General features: G+C 70.8%; 20 protein-coding genes. 12 read left to right on the top strand and 8 right to left on the bottom strand.

What is annotated here, in order from left to right:
* Positions 1 to 107: 107 nt before the first annotated feature.
* The 9 genes from NUT86_RS06865 to NUT86_RS06825 all read left to right on the top strand — a co-directional run bounded on the left by NUT86_RS06865 (position 108) and on the right by NUT86_RS06825 (position 4,273).
* Positions 108 to 518 carry a gas vesicle protein GvpO gene (locus NUT86_RS06865; RefSeq protein ID WP_093638747.1) on the top strand — a complete coding sequence of 137 codons (411 nt, stop codon included), beginning with the start codon at positions 108 to 110 and terminating at the stop codon, positions 516 to 518.
* 87 nt (positions 519 to 605) lie between these two features.
* Positions 606 to 1,061 (top strand): gas vesicle structural protein GvpA, encoded by a 456-nt coding sequence (locus NUT86_RS06860; protein ID WP_109895981.1) that lies wholly within the window; start codon positions 606 to 608, stop codon positions 1,059 to 1,061.
* 3 nt (positions 1,062 to 1,064) lie between these two features.
* Positions 1,065 to 1,778 (top strand): GvpL/GvpF family gas vesicle protein, encoded by a 714-nt coding sequence (locus NUT86_RS06855; protein ID WP_159490571.1) that lies wholly within the window; start codon positions 1,065 to 1,067, stop codon positions 1,776 to 1,778.
* 9 nt (positions 1,779 to 1,787) lie between these two features.
* Positions 1,788 to 2,039 (top strand): gas vesicle protein GvpG, encoded by a 252-nt coding sequence (locus tag NUT86_RS06850; protein WP_018090742.1) that lies wholly within the window; start codon positions 1,788 to 1,790, stop codon positions 2,037 to 2,039.
* A gap of 99 nt (positions 2,040 to 2,138) precedes the next feature.
* On the top strand, positions 2,139 to 2,627 hold the full coding sequence (locus NUT86_RS06845) for a gas vesicle protein (RefSeq protein WP_159492237.1): 489 nt from the start codon (positions 2,139 to 2,141) through the stop codon (positions 2,625 to 2,627).
* Positions 2,624 to 3,439, top strand: a complete 816-nt coding sequence (locus tag NUT86_RS06840; RefSeq protein ID WP_274734135.1) for a GvpL/GvpF family gas vesicle protein — start codon at positions 2,624 to 2,626, stop codon at positions 3,437 to 3,439. Before NUT86_RS06845 ends, NUT86_RS06840 begins: the two co-directional genes overlap by 4 nt.
* Positions 3,436 to 3,684 (top strand): gas vesicle protein, encoded by a 249-nt coding sequence (locus NUT86_RS06835; protein ID WP_018090739.1) that lies wholly within the window; start codon positions 3,436 to 3,438, stop codon positions 3,682 to 3,684. The genes NUT86_RS06840 and NUT86_RS06835 overlap by 4 nt, the downstream gene beginning before the upstream one ends.
* Positions 3,674 to 4,087 carry a gas vesicle protein K gene (locus NUT86_RS06830; RefSeq protein WP_109888221.1) on the top strand — a complete coding sequence of 138 codons (414 nt, stop codon included), beginning with the start codon at positions 3,674 to 3,676 and terminating at the stop codon, positions 4,085 to 4,087. Before NUT86_RS06835 ends, NUT86_RS06830 begins: the two co-directional genes overlap by 11 nt.
* Before the next feature lie 12 nt (positions 4,088 to 4,099).
* Positions 4,100 to 4,273: a CsbD family protein gene (locus tag NUT86_RS06825; protein ID WP_018090737.1), complete on the top strand. Its 174-nt coding sequence runs from the start codon at positions 4,100 to 4,102 to the stop codon at positions 4,271 to 4,273.
* A 75-nt stretch (positions 4,274 to 4,348) separates the two neighbouring features.
* On the opposite strand, the gene NUT86_RS06820 is transcribed toward NUT86_RS06825, so the two are convergent.
* The gene (locus NUT86_RS06820; RefSeq protein WP_093638985.1) at positions 4,349 to 4,885 is read right to left on the bottom strand and encodes a Dps family protein; all 537 of its coding nucleotides are present in this window, start codon (positions 4,883 to 4,885) and stop codon (positions 4,349 to 4,351) included.
* Positions 4,886 to 5,119: 234 nt separating this feature from the next.
* On the opposite strand from NUT86_RS06820, the gene NUT86_RS06815 reads away from it, so the two are divergent.
* Together NUT86_RS06815 and NUT86_RS06810 are read left to right on the top strand one after the other, a co-directional pair.
* Positions 5,120 to 5,872, top strand: coding sequence for a PIG-L deacetylase family protein (locus NUT86_RS06815; RefSeq protein ID WP_274734130.1), 753 nt, complete (start codon positions 5,120 to 5,122; stop codon positions 5,870 to 5,872).
* A complete protein-coding gene (locus tag NUT86_RS06810) occupies positions 5,869 to 6,486 on the top strand; it encodes an SAM-dependent methyltransferase (protein ID WP_159490577.1) in 618 nt (205 codons plus the stop codon). Before NUT86_RS06815 ends, NUT86_RS06810 begins: the two co-directional genes overlap by 4 nt.
* A gap of 110 nt (positions 6,487 to 6,596) precedes the next feature.
* Here NUT86_RS06810 and NUT86_RS06805 read toward each other — a convergent pair whose 3' ends face one another.
* The 4 genes from NUT86_RS06805 to NUT86_RS06790 all read right to left on the bottom strand — a co-directional run bounded on the left by NUT86_RS06805 (position 6,597) and on the right by NUT86_RS06790 (position 10,723).
* Complete coding sequence (locus tag NUT86_RS06805) at positions 6,597 to 7,565, bottom strand: SDR family NAD(P)-dependent oxidoreductase (protein ID WP_274734126.1); 969 nt, start codon at positions 7,563 to 7,565, stop codon at positions 6,597 to 6,599.
* Positions 7,566 to 7,928: 363 nt separating this feature from the next.
* A complete protein-coding gene (locus NUT86_RS06800) occupies positions 7,929 to 8,792 on the bottom strand; it encodes a Rieske 2Fe-2S domain-containing protein (RefSeq protein ID WP_274734124.1) in 864 nt (287 codons plus the stop codon).
* Positions 8,789 to 9,784 carry an SRPBCC family protein gene (locus tag NUT86_RS06795; protein WP_159490583.1) on the bottom strand — a complete coding sequence of 332 codons (996 nt, stop codon included), beginning with the start codon at positions 9,782 to 9,784 and terminating at the stop codon, positions 8,789 to 8,791. The genes NUT86_RS06800 and NUT86_RS06795 overlap by 4 nt, the downstream gene beginning before the upstream one ends.
* A gap of 6 nt (positions 9,785 to 9,790) precedes the next feature.
* Positions 9,791 to 10,723, bottom strand: coding sequence for a histone H1-like repetitive region-containing protein (locus NUT86_RS06790; protein ID WP_274734121.1), 933 nt, complete (start codon positions 10,721 to 10,723; stop codon positions 9,791 to 9,793).
* A 350-nt stretch (positions 10,724 to 11,073) separates the two neighbouring features.
* Here NUT86_RS06790 and NUT86_RS06785 point away from each other — a divergent pair, with 350 nt between their 5' ends.
* Complete coding sequence (locus NUT86_RS06785; RefSeq protein ID WP_266441157.1) at positions 11,074 to 12,603, top strand: alpha/beta hydrolase; 1,530 nt, start codon at positions 11,074 to 11,076, stop codon at positions 12,601 to 12,603.
* A 62-nt stretch (positions 12,604 to 12,665) separates the two neighbouring features.
* Here the strand turns inward: NUT86_RS06785 and NUT86_RS06780 are convergent, their stop codons facing one another.
* From NUT86_RS06780 to NUT86_RS06770, 3 genes are all read right to left on the bottom strand, one after another.
* Complete coding sequence (locus tag NUT86_RS06780) at positions 12,666 to 12,902, bottom strand: DUF6458 family protein (protein ID WP_018090728.1); 237 nt, start codon at positions 12,900 to 12,902, stop codon at positions 12,666 to 12,668.
* 122 nt (positions 12,903 to 13,024) lie between these two features.
* On the bottom strand, positions 13,025 to 14,005 hold the full coding sequence (gene ku / locus NUT86_RS06775) for a non-homologous end joining protein Ku (RefSeq protein ID WP_274740394.1): 981 nt from the start codon (positions 14,003 to 14,005) through the stop codon (positions 13,025 to 13,027).
* 147 nt (positions 14,006 to 14,152) lie between these two features.
* Entirely contained in the window at positions 14,153 to 15,544 is a 1,392-nt protein-coding gene (locus NUT86_RS06770; protein WP_274734119.1) for a DUF2252 domain-containing protein, read from the bottom strand.
* Position 15,545: the final 1 nt, after the last annotated feature.

The following is a 15,545-nucleotide window of genomic DNA, read 5'->3' as shown; positions in this document are numbered from 1 at the left end:
CAGGCACTTTCGCCCCAAGATGCGCTCAGCTCAGGCCGTATATCATGTAGTGGCGCCCTTTTACAGTGGCGCGGGCAGCATGTCGCCTCCGATTCCGGAGAGGGAACATGGCCGCAGGCGAACAGGACGAGACCGAACGAGTCCGGCGACCGTCCAGTAAGAAGACCGCCAAGAAGACCGTCAAGAAGACCGCCACACGAGCCAGCAGTGCCCGGACCGGCAGCGGCGAGCGTGAGAGCGAAGCGCCGCGCGCGGGCCGCCGTGTTTCGGCGCCACGTGCCATGCGGTACGCGGCCGAGCAGCTCAAGGAACTGCTGGGACGGGCTCCCGAGTCCGTTTCCGCGGTGAAGCCGACGGAGGACGGCTGGCAGGCGGACGTGGAAGTCCTGGAGCTGGAACGTGTCCCCGGGACCACCAGCGTGATGGCGACCTACCGCGTGATGCTGGACAAGGAAGGCGAACTGGTGGCGTACGAGCGCACCCGTCGCTACACCCGAGGTCAGATCGACCGTCGATAGGGCCCCGGGAGGCCACGCGGGACCGTTCGCCGGGCGAACGATACGGCCACTCCGAAAGGCCGGAGTGAGCCGGTGAAGGGAGGCACCGTGACTGTGGTGCCGCAAAGCGGAGGAACCGTTGCCGCAGGCGGCGGCGGAGGCTCCGGAAACCTCTACGACATCCTCGATCTGATACTGGACCGCGGTCTGGTCATCGACGTCTTTGTGCGTGTGTCGTTGGTGGGCATCGAAATCCTCAAGATCGATGCCCGCATCGTCGTCGCCAGCGTCGACACCTACCTGCGCTTCGCCGAGGCCTGCAACCGCCTCGACCTGGAATCAGGCCGCAAGGCACCCTCCCAGCTGACCGACCTGGTCGGTGAGGTGACCGAGGGCGGCTCGCACGGCAAGGCCAAGGGCGCCCTGTCCGGCGCCGCGGAAGCGGTGACCGAGGCCCTCAAGGGCGGCGGCGATGAGGACGAGGAACACGAGTCGAGGCACAAGGAGCCCGCCGAGCGGCGCGAGCGGCCCGCTCGTCGGCCGGCCCGGCGACGAAAGGAATGAGCGATGTCGGTCTACGTCTACTCCATCGTCGCGACCAGCCATCCGCAGCGCCTGGAAGGCCTCCACGGAGTGGGGAACCCGCCGTCCGAGCTGCGTACGGTGCAGAGCAAGAAGCTGTCCGCCGTCGTCAGCGACTCCCCGGAGGAGCTGCGTCCCAAGCGCCGCGACCTCGGCGCACATCAGGCCGTCCAGGAACGGCTGATGGCCGACGGCACGGTCCTGCCCTTGCAGTTCGGTTTCACGACCACGGACGACGAGGCCGTACGGGCCGTCCTGAAGGAGCGGACGGACGAATTCACCGAGCGGCTGGAGGCGTTGGAGGGTTGCGCCGAATACCACCTGAAGGCCGCCCAGGACGAGGATGCGCTGCTACGGCAGATCCTCACGGAGTCGGATCAGGCACGAGAGCTCAACGAGCAGATCAGAAGCGGCAATGCCAGTCCGGATGTCCCGCTCGTCCTCGGTGAACTGGTCGCCGGGGAAGTGCAGGCACGGCAGGAGCAGCTCGCCGCCGGGGTCCTCGATGCGCTGCGCGGATTCGCGCGGGAGGAGCGCATCTCGCCCCCGGGCGGGAACGACTTCGTGAGCGTGTCCTACCTGGTGGAACAGGACAACGAGAAGAGCTTCCTCGGCGCGGAGCGGGATCTCGCCAAGGAGCTGGGGGAGGACTTCGACCTCCGGCTGCTGGGCCCGCTGCCCGCCTACAGCTTCGTCTAGGGAGTCACCATGGGCCTGTTGAGTCAACTAGCCACCCTTCCGCTGGCACCGGTGCGCGGCGTGGCCTGGGTCATGGAACGGGCCCTGGAGGCCGCGGAGAACGAGTACTACGACCCCGAACCCGTCGAGCGGGAGCTCGCCGAGCTCGAACGAGCGCTGCTGGCGGGAGACATCTCCGAGGAGACCTTCGACCGGCGGGAGGACGAGCTGCTGGACCGGCTGGACGAGATCAGGGCCCATGCCCAGGGCACCGACATCTGACCGCGGTGGCCGCCGCGGAACGGGAGCGCCGCCCCGCGCTCCCGTCGCAACGCCGGGAATCGAGGTGCAGCGGCCGTGAACGAACCCGTCGCCAGGAGGATGGGCGACTACCCGTCCCGGGCCGGCCCGGCCGGCGGCCAGGGCTCCTCGGCGAACCTTGCCGACATCTTGGAGCGGGTGCTGGACAAGGGCATCGTCATCGCGGGCGACATCCAGATCAACCTGCTGGACATCGAACTGCTCACCATCAAACTGCGCCTGCTGGTCGCCTCGGTGGACAAGGCGAAGGAGATGGGCATCGACTGGTGGGAGCACGACCCCTCGCTCTCGTCCCGCGCGTCCGACGGCTACCGCTCGCTCGCCGACGAGAACAAGCGGCTGCGCGCCGAGATCCAGGCCCTGCGCGAAGGCGACGAACTGCCGCCGGCCGAGGACGAGGAGGAGGACGAGGTTGAGGACGAGGGCGAGGAGGAGGCTGAGGGCGAGGCCGAGGAGGAGCGCCGCCGTGCCGCCCGCCGTCCCGCGCGTGGTGCACGCACCAAACGGGACGCGTCCGGCTCCCGTACGAAGAGGCGGGACACCTCATGACCGAGGTCATCAGCTATGCGTACGCCGTCGCGCGGGATGACGACGGATCGCTGGCGGAGGCGCTGACCGGACTGCCGGGAGTCGCGGAGGCACCGGTCCATCTGGTGCGTGCGGGGGACCGGGGTGAGGTGGTGGTCGCCGTGAGCCCGGTGCCCGAGCAGGACTTCCAAGAGGCCGCGCTGCGCGCGAACTTGGAGGATCTGGACTGGCTGGAGTCGGTGGCCCGGGCCCATCACCGGGTGATCGAGGCGCTGGCCGCCCGCACCACGGTCCTGCCGCTCCGGCTCGCGACGGTGTACCTCGACGACGAGCGGGTGCGGCGCATGGTCGATGCCCGCCAGGAGGCGTTCGCCGGCCGGCTGGCGGACCTGGCCGCGCACACCGAGTGGGGCGTCAAGATCTACGTCGAGGCGCCCGCGCCCACCGACCGGCCGGCCGCACCGCCCGCGGACGAGGGCCTGAGCCCCGGACGGGCCTACCTCAGCCACCGCAAGGCGCAGCGGCACGCCCGCGAGGACGCCTACCGCGACGCCGAAGAGGTCGCCCGGCGCGTCGAGGCCGCCGCCCGCGGCCATGCGGTCGACCGGGTCCAGCACCGGGTGCAGCAGGGCGAACTCGCCAGCGGGCCGGGCGAGAACGTCGTCAACGACGCCTACCTCGTGCCGCTGCGGGACGCCGAGAGCTTCCGCGCCGATGTCACCCGGGCGGCCGAGGGACTGTCCGGCGTACGCGTCGAGGTCACCGGGCCCTGGGCCCCGTACTCCTTCGCCACGCCGCCCGAGGCCGAACCGCAGCAGGGAGCCGTGCCATGAGGCCGGCGGGCGGGCAGCCGGCAACGACGGACGAACCGCTGCCGGACCGGCAGATCGCGCTGATCGATCTGCTGGACCGGCTGCTCAGCGGAGGTGTGGTCCTCACCGGTGATGTCGTGCTCTCCATCGCGGACATCGACCTCGTGCGTATCTCGCTGCGCGCGCTGATCGTCTCCATCAGCGAACAGAACCCCTCCCCGTGGTCCGCCCTCGCACCCTCGGTACGGGACGACCATGACGGCTGAGGACCGCCGGCCCGGCAGCCGCTTCGATGATGTCGCCGACGCGGCCCATCGGGCCTTCCGGCTGCTGCCCGCGGCACCGCAGGACATCCCGCCCCCGAACAGCGCGGCGGCCCGGCGCCCGGCACACCGGATCAGCGCCGACCCCGACACGGTGGAGCGGGACCTGATCAAGCTCGTCCTCACCCTGGTCGAGCTGCTGCGCCAGCTCATGGAGCGTCAGGCCCTGCAACGGGTCGACGCCGGAGACCTCACCGAGGAACAGGAGGAACGCCTGGGCGCGACGCTGATGATTCTGCACGACCGCATGGTCGAACTCTGCGCCCGATATGAGCTGACGATGCAGGACCTCAATTTGGATCTCGGGCCGCTCGGGACCCTTCTGCCACCCGCCGAAGAACCCTGAAGGGAGCGCGACATGGGCATCGCGAAAAAGACCAGGAACATCGGCCATATCGTCGAGGGAAAGGCCAAGGAAACGACCGGGAGGGCCCTCGGAAACAAAGGCCTCCAAAGGCGAGGCAAGGCGGAACAGGCCATGGGGAAAATGAAGCAGGCGGTGGAAAAGGGCCGGGAGACCTTCAAACACTGACCGCTGCGGCCCCGCCGTCGCCTTCCGTGCAACGGCGGGGCCGGCGCCCTGGGGTGCGCACCGCGCGGCGCCCGCTCAGGGCTGCCGGCGCGCCTGCTCGGCCGCCGCGTGGCCCGCCTCCGACAGCCCGTTGGCGGAACCGGTGCTGAGCGTGCCGCCGGCGCTCTCCAGATGCGCCCGGACGAACCACTGGAAGAGCTCCAGGGACCGCAGATGCTCGATGAGCAGGTCCTGGGTCACCGGGTCGACCCCGTCGGTGGCGGCCACCGCCGCCCGATGGTCCCTGATGACCCCCGAGTAGACGACGTCCAGCGCACCGAGGTGCTCGATCGCCTGCGCCCGTCCGACGGAGTAGTCCTCCCAGGTCCGCTCGGCGGCCAGTGCGCCCGGTGTCCCGGTCGGGGAGCCGCCGAGCGTCGCGATGCGCTCCGCGGTCGCGTCGACCATGGCACGGACCGCGTCGACTTGCGGATCGAGCATTTCGTGGACGGCGATGAAGTGCGGCCCCACGACATTCCAGTGCACATGCTTGAGGGTGAGGGCCAGGTCATTGAGCGCGTGCAGCCTGAGCCGCAGCCGTCCGATGACCTCTCCCCCTTCGGACTCGGTCATGCCGGGAACGGTATAGGCGGGGGAATTGCTCGCAGCCACGGTGCATTCTCCTTTCACCACAGGTCGGCTCTTCCTGTCGTGCCGGTTCGCGTGCCCGGCAACGCGGCGCGAAAACACCCGGCCGCTCCGCTTTTCCGTTCTCCGCCGCCGCGCTCCGGGCTGCTCCGAAATGCGAGGTGCGCGCTGATCACCGCAGACTGTTGAGCGACCGGACCACTCCGGTGAGGAGCTGATGTGACGACCGATGCGACCTTCTCCGCCGGCGTGGGCACCCCCGAGGCGGACTGGGCGTCCTGGCCCGCCCTCGACCGCCTGCCCGACGTGCCGCTGCCCGCCGGGCCGGTCGTGGTCGTCGCGGCACACCCCGACGACGAAGTGCTGGGCTTCGGCGGCACCATGGCCGCGCTGGCGGCGCACGGCACCGATGTCCAGGTCCTCTCCGTCACCGACGGCGAGGGCTCCCACCCGGACAGCACCCGGCTCACCGCCGCCCGGCGCGCTGCGGTCCGCGCGGCCGAACTCCGCGACGCCCTGGGCGACCTCGGACTGCCGTCGCTGCGCCCGCAGCGCCTGCGCATCCCCGACACCCAGGTGCACCGTCACGAGACCGCGGTGCGCCACCAGATCACGGCACGGCTGTACGCGGTGAACGCGGCCCTCTGCGTCGCGCCCTGGACCGGGGATCTGCACAGCGACCACGAAGCCGCCGGCCGGGCGGCCGCGGCCGCCTGCCGTTCCTCGGGCGTGCCGTTGTGGATGTATCCCGTCCGGATGTGGCACTGGGCGCGCCCCGCCGACCCCCGCGTCCCCTGGGACAGCGCCGCCCGTCTCCTGCTGCCGGCCGGCGCGGCCCGGCGCAAGGCCGCGGCCCTCAGCCGGTTCGTCAGCCGGATTCACCCGCTCGGCGACGGTGACGGCGACGCCGCGATCCTGCCGCCGGAGGAACTCGCCCACCACACCAGGCCGTTCGAGGTGGTCTTCCGATGAGTACGCCGCCCGCCTACTTCGAGGCGATGTACGCCGGCGCGGTCGACCCCTGGGACCTCGCCGGACGCTGGTACGAGCAGCGCAAATACGCCCTCACCCTCGCCTCGCTGCCCCGGCGCCGCTACCGTGCCGCATTCGAACCCGGCTGCTCCGTCGGCGTGCTGACCGCCCGGCTCGCCGAGCGCTGTGACCGGCTGCTCGCGACCGACCGGATGCCCTCGGCCGTGGTCTCCGCCGCCGAACGCACCCACGCACTGCCGCAGGTGGAGGTCCGCACCCTCACCATCCCCGACGAGTGGCCGGACGGCACCTTCGATCTGATCGTGCTGTCCGAGCTCCTCCACTACTTCGACGACACCGCGCTGCACGAGATCCTCGGCCGCACCCTCGACAGCCTCGAACCCGGCGGCACCCTCGTCGCCGTGCACTGGAACCACCCTGCCCCCGAGCACCGCCGCACCGGCCGCGACCTGGCCCCCGTCCTTGCCGCTCGCCCCGGCCTGCGGCTGCTGACCGAGACCCACGACCCCGACTTCACCCTGCAGACCTTCTGGCGCCGCTACCCCGACGGGGGCGCGCCCCCCTCTCCCGCGGCGCAAGAAGGCCTGGTGTGACCGCACCTGAGCGCTCCGGGGGCGGAGGCCGGCGCCCGGGAGCACGGCCTTCGCGACCGTACGGGCACGCATCACCGCAAGCGCGGCCTCACTGCCGGACGTACGGGCCCTCACCGCTGGTTGAAGCGGTCGGCCGCCCGTTCGTTGAGGGCGCCGAGGACACCGCGAAGGTGCCGGGCCGGTGGCTTTTCCCCGGCGGCGACCGTCGAACCGTCGACGGTGCCGCGTGCGCCGTTGCGGGGCAGCACCCGGGCGACCGCCGACACCAGCCGGGTGGTGGTCACCGGCGCCAGCCCGTGCGCCGTGGCACCGAGCCTGGCCGCCGGCGTCAGCACGATACGGGGCCGCCGCCGCTGCAGCGCGGTCACGATGCGCTCCGCCGCCCGCTCGGCGTTCATGGACAGCACCGGGGCCCCGGCCAGCGCCGAGAACCAGGCGTACTCCCGGCGCCGGTCCCCGCCGAAGAGGGCGTGGACATGCGACCCGGTGCGCATCAGGCCGGGGTGGACCGCGGTCACGGTGACGCCGTGCGGGGCCTCCTCCGCATGCAGCCCTTCGGCCAGCGCGGCCACCGCGGACTTGGCGCAGGAGTACGGCAGCAGATGCGGCACCGCCAGCAGACCGCCGACGGACCCGACGAGGGCCAGCCTGCCGCCGGCCGGGCTGCGCCGGAGGTGGGGGAGGGCGGCGAGCGCGGTGTTCAGGGCCCCGTTGAAGACGGAGTCCATCGCTTCCTCGAAACCGTCGGAGCCCAGCGCGTCCGCGGGGCCGACCTGGATGATGCCGGCGTTGGCGATGACGATGTCCAGCCCGTTCTGGTCCCTGGCGATCTCCGCGAGGCGGTCCTGCACCGCGGCGCGGTCGCGCACATCGCACACCACGGCGCGCACCGTCCCGCCGCCCCACTGCCTCAGCTTGCCGACGGCTCTGCCGAGTTCGGCCTCGTCCCGGGCCAGCAGCACGACATCACAGCGGCGCCGCAGCAGCTGGCGGGCCATGAGCAGCCCGAGCCCCCGCGAGCCGCCGGTGACGACGGCGGTGAGCCCTTCGATCGAGGGAGCGGCCGGAAGCACACGCATGATGAGCCCTTCCACTGGGCGCGGATCGGCACGGACGGGGCGCGGCCCCGCGGGGCGAGGCCGGACGCCGAACGCCTGCTGCCTTCGACGGTAGCGGGCCGCGGAGTACGGCGGGCCCGGCGCACGCGCCGCTGAGCAGGGCGTTCGCGCACACTCACGGCATGGACTGCCGGGCCGCCAAGGGTGGGGGAGGCCCGCAGTGGTGCGCGGCACCCGCGAGGGGGCGTTGGGCCAGTCGGGCGGTGGCTGCCGTGCGCTGCCCGGAGCGGCTCGGTGGTACGGGCGGCGCGGCCGCGCCAGGCCTCGTCCACGTCAGGCCTCGTCCGCGCCAGGCCTCGTCCGCTGGGCAGGCCCTCGTACGGTTCAGCCCGCGCCGGGCAACTGCACGTAAACCGAGCCGTCGCCCTCCACGCTCACCCGGAAGGAGGGCTGGGGAGCGGTCGCCGGACCGGCGACATTCGCCCCGTCCGCCAGCCGGAAGACGCTGCCGTGCCAGGGGCACGTCACACAGCCGTCGGCGATGGTGCCCTCCGTCAGGGGCCCGGACAGATGGCTGCACCGCCCGGCGAGGACATGGATCTCCCCGCCCGCCTGACGGACCACCAGCAGGGGTACCTCACCGAGCTCCCGGCGCACGGCCTCGCCGACCGGAAAGTCCTCCACCCTGCCCACGGGGTGCCAGCCCTCTTCCAGCAGGTGCGGCACCGGCGCCGCCTTGTTGGCGCCCGCGCCCTGCCGGAAGGCGAGGTGCCCGCCGAGCATGGCGCCGGCCCCGGCCGCGGACAGTCCGGCGAACGCGAGCAGCTTGCCGTGCGCGGTGCCGCCGCGGCCGCGATGCACCCAGGACCTGGAGTACAGGCCGATGGCCAGCGCCATCGACGCCGCATGCACCAGGCCGGTACGCATCTGGTCCTCGTGCTGCTCGGCCCAGTCCACCCAGCCGGCCCATGCCGCCGGTACGGCCGCCAGGACGCCCACCCCCACCAGGAGGCGGGCACTGCGCCGGGTCCCCGGGACGACGTCCAGCACCGCGGCGGACAGCCATGCGCCCATCGGAACCTGCACCAGTGCCGGGTGCAGCGGATGACCGATCGGCAGGCCGTGCAGCACATCGCGGAAGCGCCTCAGGGGCAGGCCGCGCACCACCCGCTGCACCGGGCCGATGACGGTGTCCAGCTGCTCCCAGCGGCCCAGCGCGTCGAGTGACTTCACGAGTGCGGAACTCATTCCTCCTCTTCCTCCTCGTCTTCCTCTTCCTCATCCCATTCGCCGTCCTCGTCCTCCTCTTCCTCTTCGCCTTCCTCGCCTTCCTCGTCTTCGTCCGTGTCTTCGTCCTCGTCCTCGTACTCGCCTTCCTCGGCGTACTCCTCGTCCTCCTCCTCGCCTTCCTCGCCCTCGCGCTCCTCGGCCTCTTCCTCCTCGACGACCTCTTCGTGGGTCCGTACGACCTCGCCCTCGCGGATTTCGCCGCGCCAGCCCTCCGGCTCTTCGTCGGTGAGGGTGACGTAGCGCTGGAAGTGTTTGAAGTCCAGCCGCAGTCGCCGTCCTTGGACGCGCCAGATATTTCCGGTCTTCTCGAAGAATCCCGAGGCGTAATACTCGACGACCAGCACGATGCGGGTCAGATTGGGCGCCAGTTCATGGAAGCTGACGGCACCGCGGGTCGATCCCTTGGCGCCCTCGGACGTCCAGATAATGCGTTCGTCCGGCACCTGCTCCTGGACGGTGGCTTTCCAGCCGCGCGTCGACGGACCGACCTTGGCCTTCCAGTCACTGGTCGTCTCGTCGTGCAGCGACACATTGCGTACGCCCTTGGTGAAGCTGCTGAACTTCTCGTACTGCGTCCAGTGGTCGTAGGCGGTGCGCAGCGGCACCCCGACATCGAGGACCTCGATGATGTTGGTGACCTTCTGGTCCCCCGATTTGCGCTTTCCGCCACCGAAGAGTTCCTTGGCCTTCCCCGTGACGGTGTCCTTGACGTTCTCCGCCGTTCCCTTGACGGCGGCCTTGATGGGCGAGTCACCGCCCAGAAGATTGCCCGCGATCTTGGACAGCGAGCCGCCGTTCTCGGCCACATCGGTGAGCTGTCCGGTCACGTCCATGAGTTTGTCGCCGGCCCGTTCGGCCAGGTTCCCCACCCATTTCGTCGCGTAGCTCCCCAGTTCTTCTCGCAGCCGATCGAGGCCCGAGTCCGCGTTGTCCTGTCCCGTCTTGGCCATGACCGGTTACCTCCGGCGCTCGACGCGCGATGATGTCTTCTTGGCGCTCTTCTTCGCAGGAGCTGCCTTCTTCCGTGCGGCAGTCTTCTTCGCAGGAGCCTTCTTGGCAGCGGCCTTGGAGGCCGTCTTCTTGGCGGCGGTCTTCTTTCCCGCGGTCTTCTTCGCTGCCGTCTTCTTCGCGGCGGTTTTCTTCGCCGCCGCCTTCTTGGCCGGGGCCGCCTTCTTGGCGGGTGCCTTCTTGGCCGTCTTCTGTGCTGCGGTCTTCTTCGCAGGAGCCTTCTTGGCCGCGGTCTTCTTGGCGGGCGCGGCCTTCTTCGCCGCGGTCTTCTTCGCGGCCGGCCGGCCGGCCGCAGCCTTCTTCCCGGCGGTCTTCTTGGCGGGCGGCTTCCGCCCGCCCTTCTTCTGCGCAGCCGCTCGTGGCGTACGCCGGCGGGGCGGCTCCTCGGGCTCCTCTTCCTCTTCTTCTTCCTCCTCGGGCTCTTCCTCCTCGCCCTCGTCGTACTCCTCTTCGGGCTCCTCTTCCTCCTCCGGCTCCTCCTCTTCTTCCTCTTCCTCCTCCGGCTCTTCCTCCTCGTCGTACTCGTATTCCCCCTCTTCTTCCTCCCCTTCTTCTTCCTCTTCCGGTCCGAATTCGAGCGCGTGGGTACGGTCGTGGAGCGTGTCGGCAAGCGTCGACAGACGGCGGTTGGCGGCGGTCGTCAAGGCCTTCTTGCCGACGTCCAGCACCTCCCCGCGCAGCTGTTCACCCAGCTCTGCGACCTGGGGGATCTCGCTCAGCTTGCGCATCCCCTGGGCCACGAGCTGGCGTGGTTCAAGCCCGAATTGACGCCCGGCGATATAGGACGCCGCGGTGAGGGCGAACCGGCCCTTCTTCGTGCGGCCCAGCACATAGCCGCCGGCCAGAGCGGCGGCCAGCAGGACCTTGGTTCCGTCATTCATGGGTGCGTCACCTTTTCCCGGACGTGCGGCCGATGGGCGTCTGTGCAGGGGGCCGCCACTTGGCGGCGTCGTTTCTGCCCTATCTCCAGAGTGATCGGAGTCGCGACCGCCGCATCTTGAGCGGGCCGAAAAGCCCTCCGGGACCACGCTGTGAAAGGAGCCGGTCCCGCTGGGTGGCCGGGTCATGGCACCGTGACCGTCGGTTGCCGCCCGTACGGCAGGCCTTCACCGGGGCGCCCCACGGCAGGTGTGCGGGAGCTGTGCAACGGCCCTACGCTCGGAATATGCCGGGAACACGCCGTGCACCGTCTCGTGTGGGAGTAGGGGGAGCGCGGTGTGTTCGCCGGCGCATGGCAGCCGTCCGGCTGTCGGCCATGGCGGTGGTGGTGGCGCTGCTCTGGGTCTTCGGGGGAACTCCGGCTGCGACGGCCGTCGATGACCCGGGGCTGGCGACGTTCTACGAGCAGACGCTGTCCTGGGAGCCGTGTGGCAAGGACCTGCAGAACGGGACGCAGGGCGACGGCGCCTCCCCGCCGCCGGGCTTCCGGGAGCGTCTGGAGTGCGCCCGGCTGGAGGTGCCGCGGGACTACGCCCATCCCACACGGAGCACGATGCAGGTCCAGCTGATCCGGCTGAAGGCGACCGGGCCCGGTGAGCGCCTCGGCTCGCTGGTCATCAACCCCGGAGGGCCGGGTGCTTCCGGCGTCAACTATCTGATCGACAGCGGGAGCGCCTTCGCCCGGCTGGGGCAGCGCTACGACATCGTCAGCTTCGATCCGCGCGGCACCGGCCACACCGAACCCATCTCCTGCGGGAGCAAACTCACCACGGGCGGCGACGACAGCCTCGCCGCGAAGGAGAAGCGCATCAACGAGGCCTGCGGCCGGTACTCCGGCGGGCTGCTGCGCTGGGTCGGCACCCCCGATGTCGCCCGGGACATGGACGTACTGCGCGCCGCGGTCCACGACGACAAGCTCAATTACCTGGGCTTCTCCTACGGCACCAAGCTGGGCGCTGTCTATGCCCATGAGTTCCCCGACAAGGTCGGCCGGATGGTCCTGGACAGCGTCGAGGACCCGACCAAGAACACCTGGCAGACCGCGCTGGCCCAGGCCCGGGGCTTCCAGCAGGCGCTGGACGACTTCGCCGCCGACTGCCTCCGGACGGCGGACTGCCCGCTGGGCACCGACAAGAGCCGGGCGCAGGAGCAACTCCGCACCTGGTACCAGCAGTTGAGCGAACGGCCGATGAAGGTGAAGGGCGAGACGGTGGATGAGACCACCTATGTGTACGCCTTGCGCGAGGCCCTGTACAGCAGAAGCGACTGGCCGGCGCTGCGCCAGGCGCTGGCGCAGCTGCGGCGGGGCGACGCCGCCGGAATCCTCCGTCTGAGCGAGAGCGGTGGCGGCAGCGCCACCCGCACGGTCCCGGCACCGCGGGTCGGGCAGGACGAGCTACCGCCGCAGGACCAGCTGGCCCTCCGGGCGATCGCGTGCCGGGACACCTCGGAGCGCTATGACGCCGACGACTACCCCCGGGCGGAGCGCGAACTCACCAATGCCTCCCCGCTCTTCGGCCCGGACATCGCCCCGCTCATGCTGGACTGCTACGACTGGCCCGTCGCGGGCGACGACTCCTCCCGCGAGGTCGCGGCGCCCGGCGCACCGCCCCTGCTGCTCGTCGCGACCACCAATGATCCGGCGACCCCCTACGAGGGCGCGTTCAACATGGCCCGCGAGCTGGGCAATTCCAGTGTCGTGCTGACCTTCCACGGTGAGGGGCATGCCGCCTACACCACCCAAGACCCCTGCGTGCAGCGCCATGTCGACGACTTCCTGCTGAACGGCGTCTTGCCGAAGGCCCAGACCTCCTGCGGCTGAAAGGCGCGGCCGTCCCCGGAGCGCGGGGCCCCACGACGGAACGCACACCGCATGGCCGGGGACTACCTGTAGTAGCGGGGGCGGGGGGCGTCCTCGACGTCGACGACCGGGGCGCCGGGGGACGGGGGCTGGGTGCGCCGCCGCTTCAGAATGCTCACATAGGTGGCGAGGCCGATGATGCCGACGATCATCATGATGATGCCGACCAGGTCGACGTTGATTCCGGCCATGTGCCAGTCCACCGCGAAGGTGAGGATGGCCCCCACCGCGAGCAGACCGATGCATCCGCCGATACCCATGGCGTCCGCCTCCATAACTGTATTGGCAGTAAGGCCTGATGACGGTTCGCGTACCCCGGGGGAGGCGCCTTATGTGCACAGGCGGAGGGGGCCACCGACGGCCGGGCCTCCGGGGGCCGGGCTCAGCCGGCCCGGCGCCCGCCCCTGCTCGCGGTCTTCTTCGCCGCTGCCGTCTTCTTGGCGGTGGCCTTCTTGGCGGCGGTTTTCGAGGCGGTTGCCGAGGCGGATTTCGTGGCGGTGGCCTTCTTCGCCGCGGCCTTCTTCGTCGCGCTCTTCTTCGCGGTACGGCCGGACCGGTGCTCGGCCTCCTCGTCCTCGCCGCGGGACCTCTTGGCCGCCCGGACGCTGTCCTGCAGGGCCGCCATCAGGTCCATCACCTGCCCGGCGGGCTGCTCCTCACCGGCCGGGAACTCCGGCTCGCGATGCGCCAGCTTCGCCGCCACGATCTCTTCGAGTGCCTCGCGGTAGTGATCGTGCAGATCGTCCTCCGACAGCTCGCCGAAGGAGTCCATCAGGGCCTCGGCGGCCGACACCTCATTGGGGGCGACCTCCGCCTGCCGCTCGGGCAGCACCCCGTCCATCGGACGGATCTGGTGCGGCCACAGCAGCACCTGCATGACCAGCGCGCCCTCCATCGGGCGGATCATGGCGAGCGTCTCCCGCCCGTGCAGCGCGATCTTGCCGAGCCCGACGCGCTGATGCCGCTCCATCGCCTCCCGCAGCAGCACATAGGGCTTGGCCGCGGCGGGGCTGTCGATGCCCAGGTAGTAGCCCTTGCCCATCTGCAGCGGGTCGATGTCGCCGCCGGCCACGAAGGCCAGGATCGTCAGGGTCTTCGCGGTGGGCAGCGGCAGCGCGTCCAGATCCTCGTCGCTCAGCGGTACGACCGTGTCGCCGTCCCCGGGCTTGTAACCCCGGCCGATCTCGTCCGGGGAGATCTCGACGTCCTCCAGCGAGCACACGGGCTGATTGCGCACCCGTCCGCCGTCCGCCGTATGGATCCGTACGAAGCTGACCGACGCGGAGCTGTCCGTCGCGTTGTACGCGGCGACCGGGATCGTGACCAGGCCGAAGCTGATGGAGAACTTCGCCGTGGGGCGCATGGGGGCCGCCTTCATCGGAGCCATTCGGCACCATGCTAGGTCGGGTGGAGGGACCGTACATCCCGGGCGCTGCCGGGTGCGCCGATCGGGTGGCGGTGGGCTGCGGACGCCGCTCGGCCCGGCCGCTGTGGCGCCTCCCGCCGGTCTTCAGCCGGGCCTGGCCGTGACCCGGCCCTCCCGGACGGCCTCCTGGAGCGCCTGGTGATCGCGCTCGTTCTGGTCCGCGTAACGCTCCGCGAACCGCGCCAGCGCCTCGTCGAAGGGGGTGCCCCTGCCGAGGTAGGCGGCGATCGCGATCCGGTCGCCGGACCGGGCGTGCGCGCGGGCCAGCGTGGCCCCGCAGCGTACGGCGAACCGCCGCATGCCCACCGGCACCATCATGTCCGCCGGCATGATGCCCTTCCAGTCGCGCAGCTGGCGTACGTAGAAGTCGCGTTGGCGGCCGTCGATCCCGGTGGCCCGCTCCCAGCCGAGGAAGATGTCGCTGGCGGCCTGCATCAGCCGCTGGCCGGCCACGACGCGCTCGCCCTGGTTGGTGTGGAGGCTCGGGCCGGCGTACGGGGCGAGTACCGAATCGTCGGCCTCCTTGGCCTGCAGCAGGAGCGGGTCGCCCGCGTCCTTGCCGAGCAGCAGCACGATCCAGCAGCGGGTGCCCACGCTGCCGACGCCCACGACCTTGCGGGCCACGTCGACCACCCGGTACTGCTCCAGCAGCCGGCGGTGGTCCGACCGCAGACTGCCGGCGTAGCCCTGGATCAGCCCGCGGAGCTGCTCCTCCAGCTGGTCGCGCTCGACGTCCGGCAGCAGGTCGTCCAGCGGCACGATCAACGGGGGATCGGCGGCGAACCGGACCTGGCCGCCGCTCTTCCGGGTCAGCTTGCGGAACGCCTGCACGGTGTCGTGGGTCCGGGCTTCCGCGATGATCCGGGACAGCCCCGCACGGCCCCTGCTGCCGAGCTCCTGCGCTTCCTCGGCCTGGATGTCGGCCATGTCGGCATGGGCGTACCAGACCTCCAGGGTCCGCTGGTCCGCGTACTGGCGCATCCGGTCGCGGTAGGACGCGCAGGCGGCCCGGACGATACCGGCCCGGACCGACTCGCTGAAACCGTTGCCGCGGCCCGCGATGGCGAAGCTGGCCGCCAGCCGTTTGACGTCCCACTCCCAGGGGCCGGGCAGGGTCTCGTCGAAGTCGTTGATGTCGAACATCAGATGGCGCTCGGGGGAGGCCAGCAGCCGGAAGTTCAGCAGATGGGCGTCCCCGCACAGCTGGGTCCGCAGCCCGGTCGACGGGGTCGTCGCCAGGTCCGCCGCCATGATGGCGGCGGCGCCGCGGTAGAAGCGGAACGGCGACTCCAGCATCCGCCCGTAGCGGATGGGCACCAACTCCGGTACGCGGACGGCGGATTGCCGCTCGATGAGGTCGACCGGATCGGCACGGGAGGCGGTGGGCTCGAACTCCGCATGACGGGAGCGGGGCACTTCGGAGCGAAGTGCCCTGCCCTGTTCCGCGCGTTCCTGTGCGGTGGGTCCGGTGGCCATG

The sequence above is a fragment of the Streptomyces sp. G7(2002) genome (assembly GCF_028870195.1).
Taxonomy (GTDB): domain Bacteria; phylum Actinomycetota; class Actinomycetes; order Streptomycetales; family Streptomycetaceae; genus Streptomyces; species Streptomyces nigrescens.
This window is presented reverse-complemented; position numbering and strand designations above follow the sequence as displayed.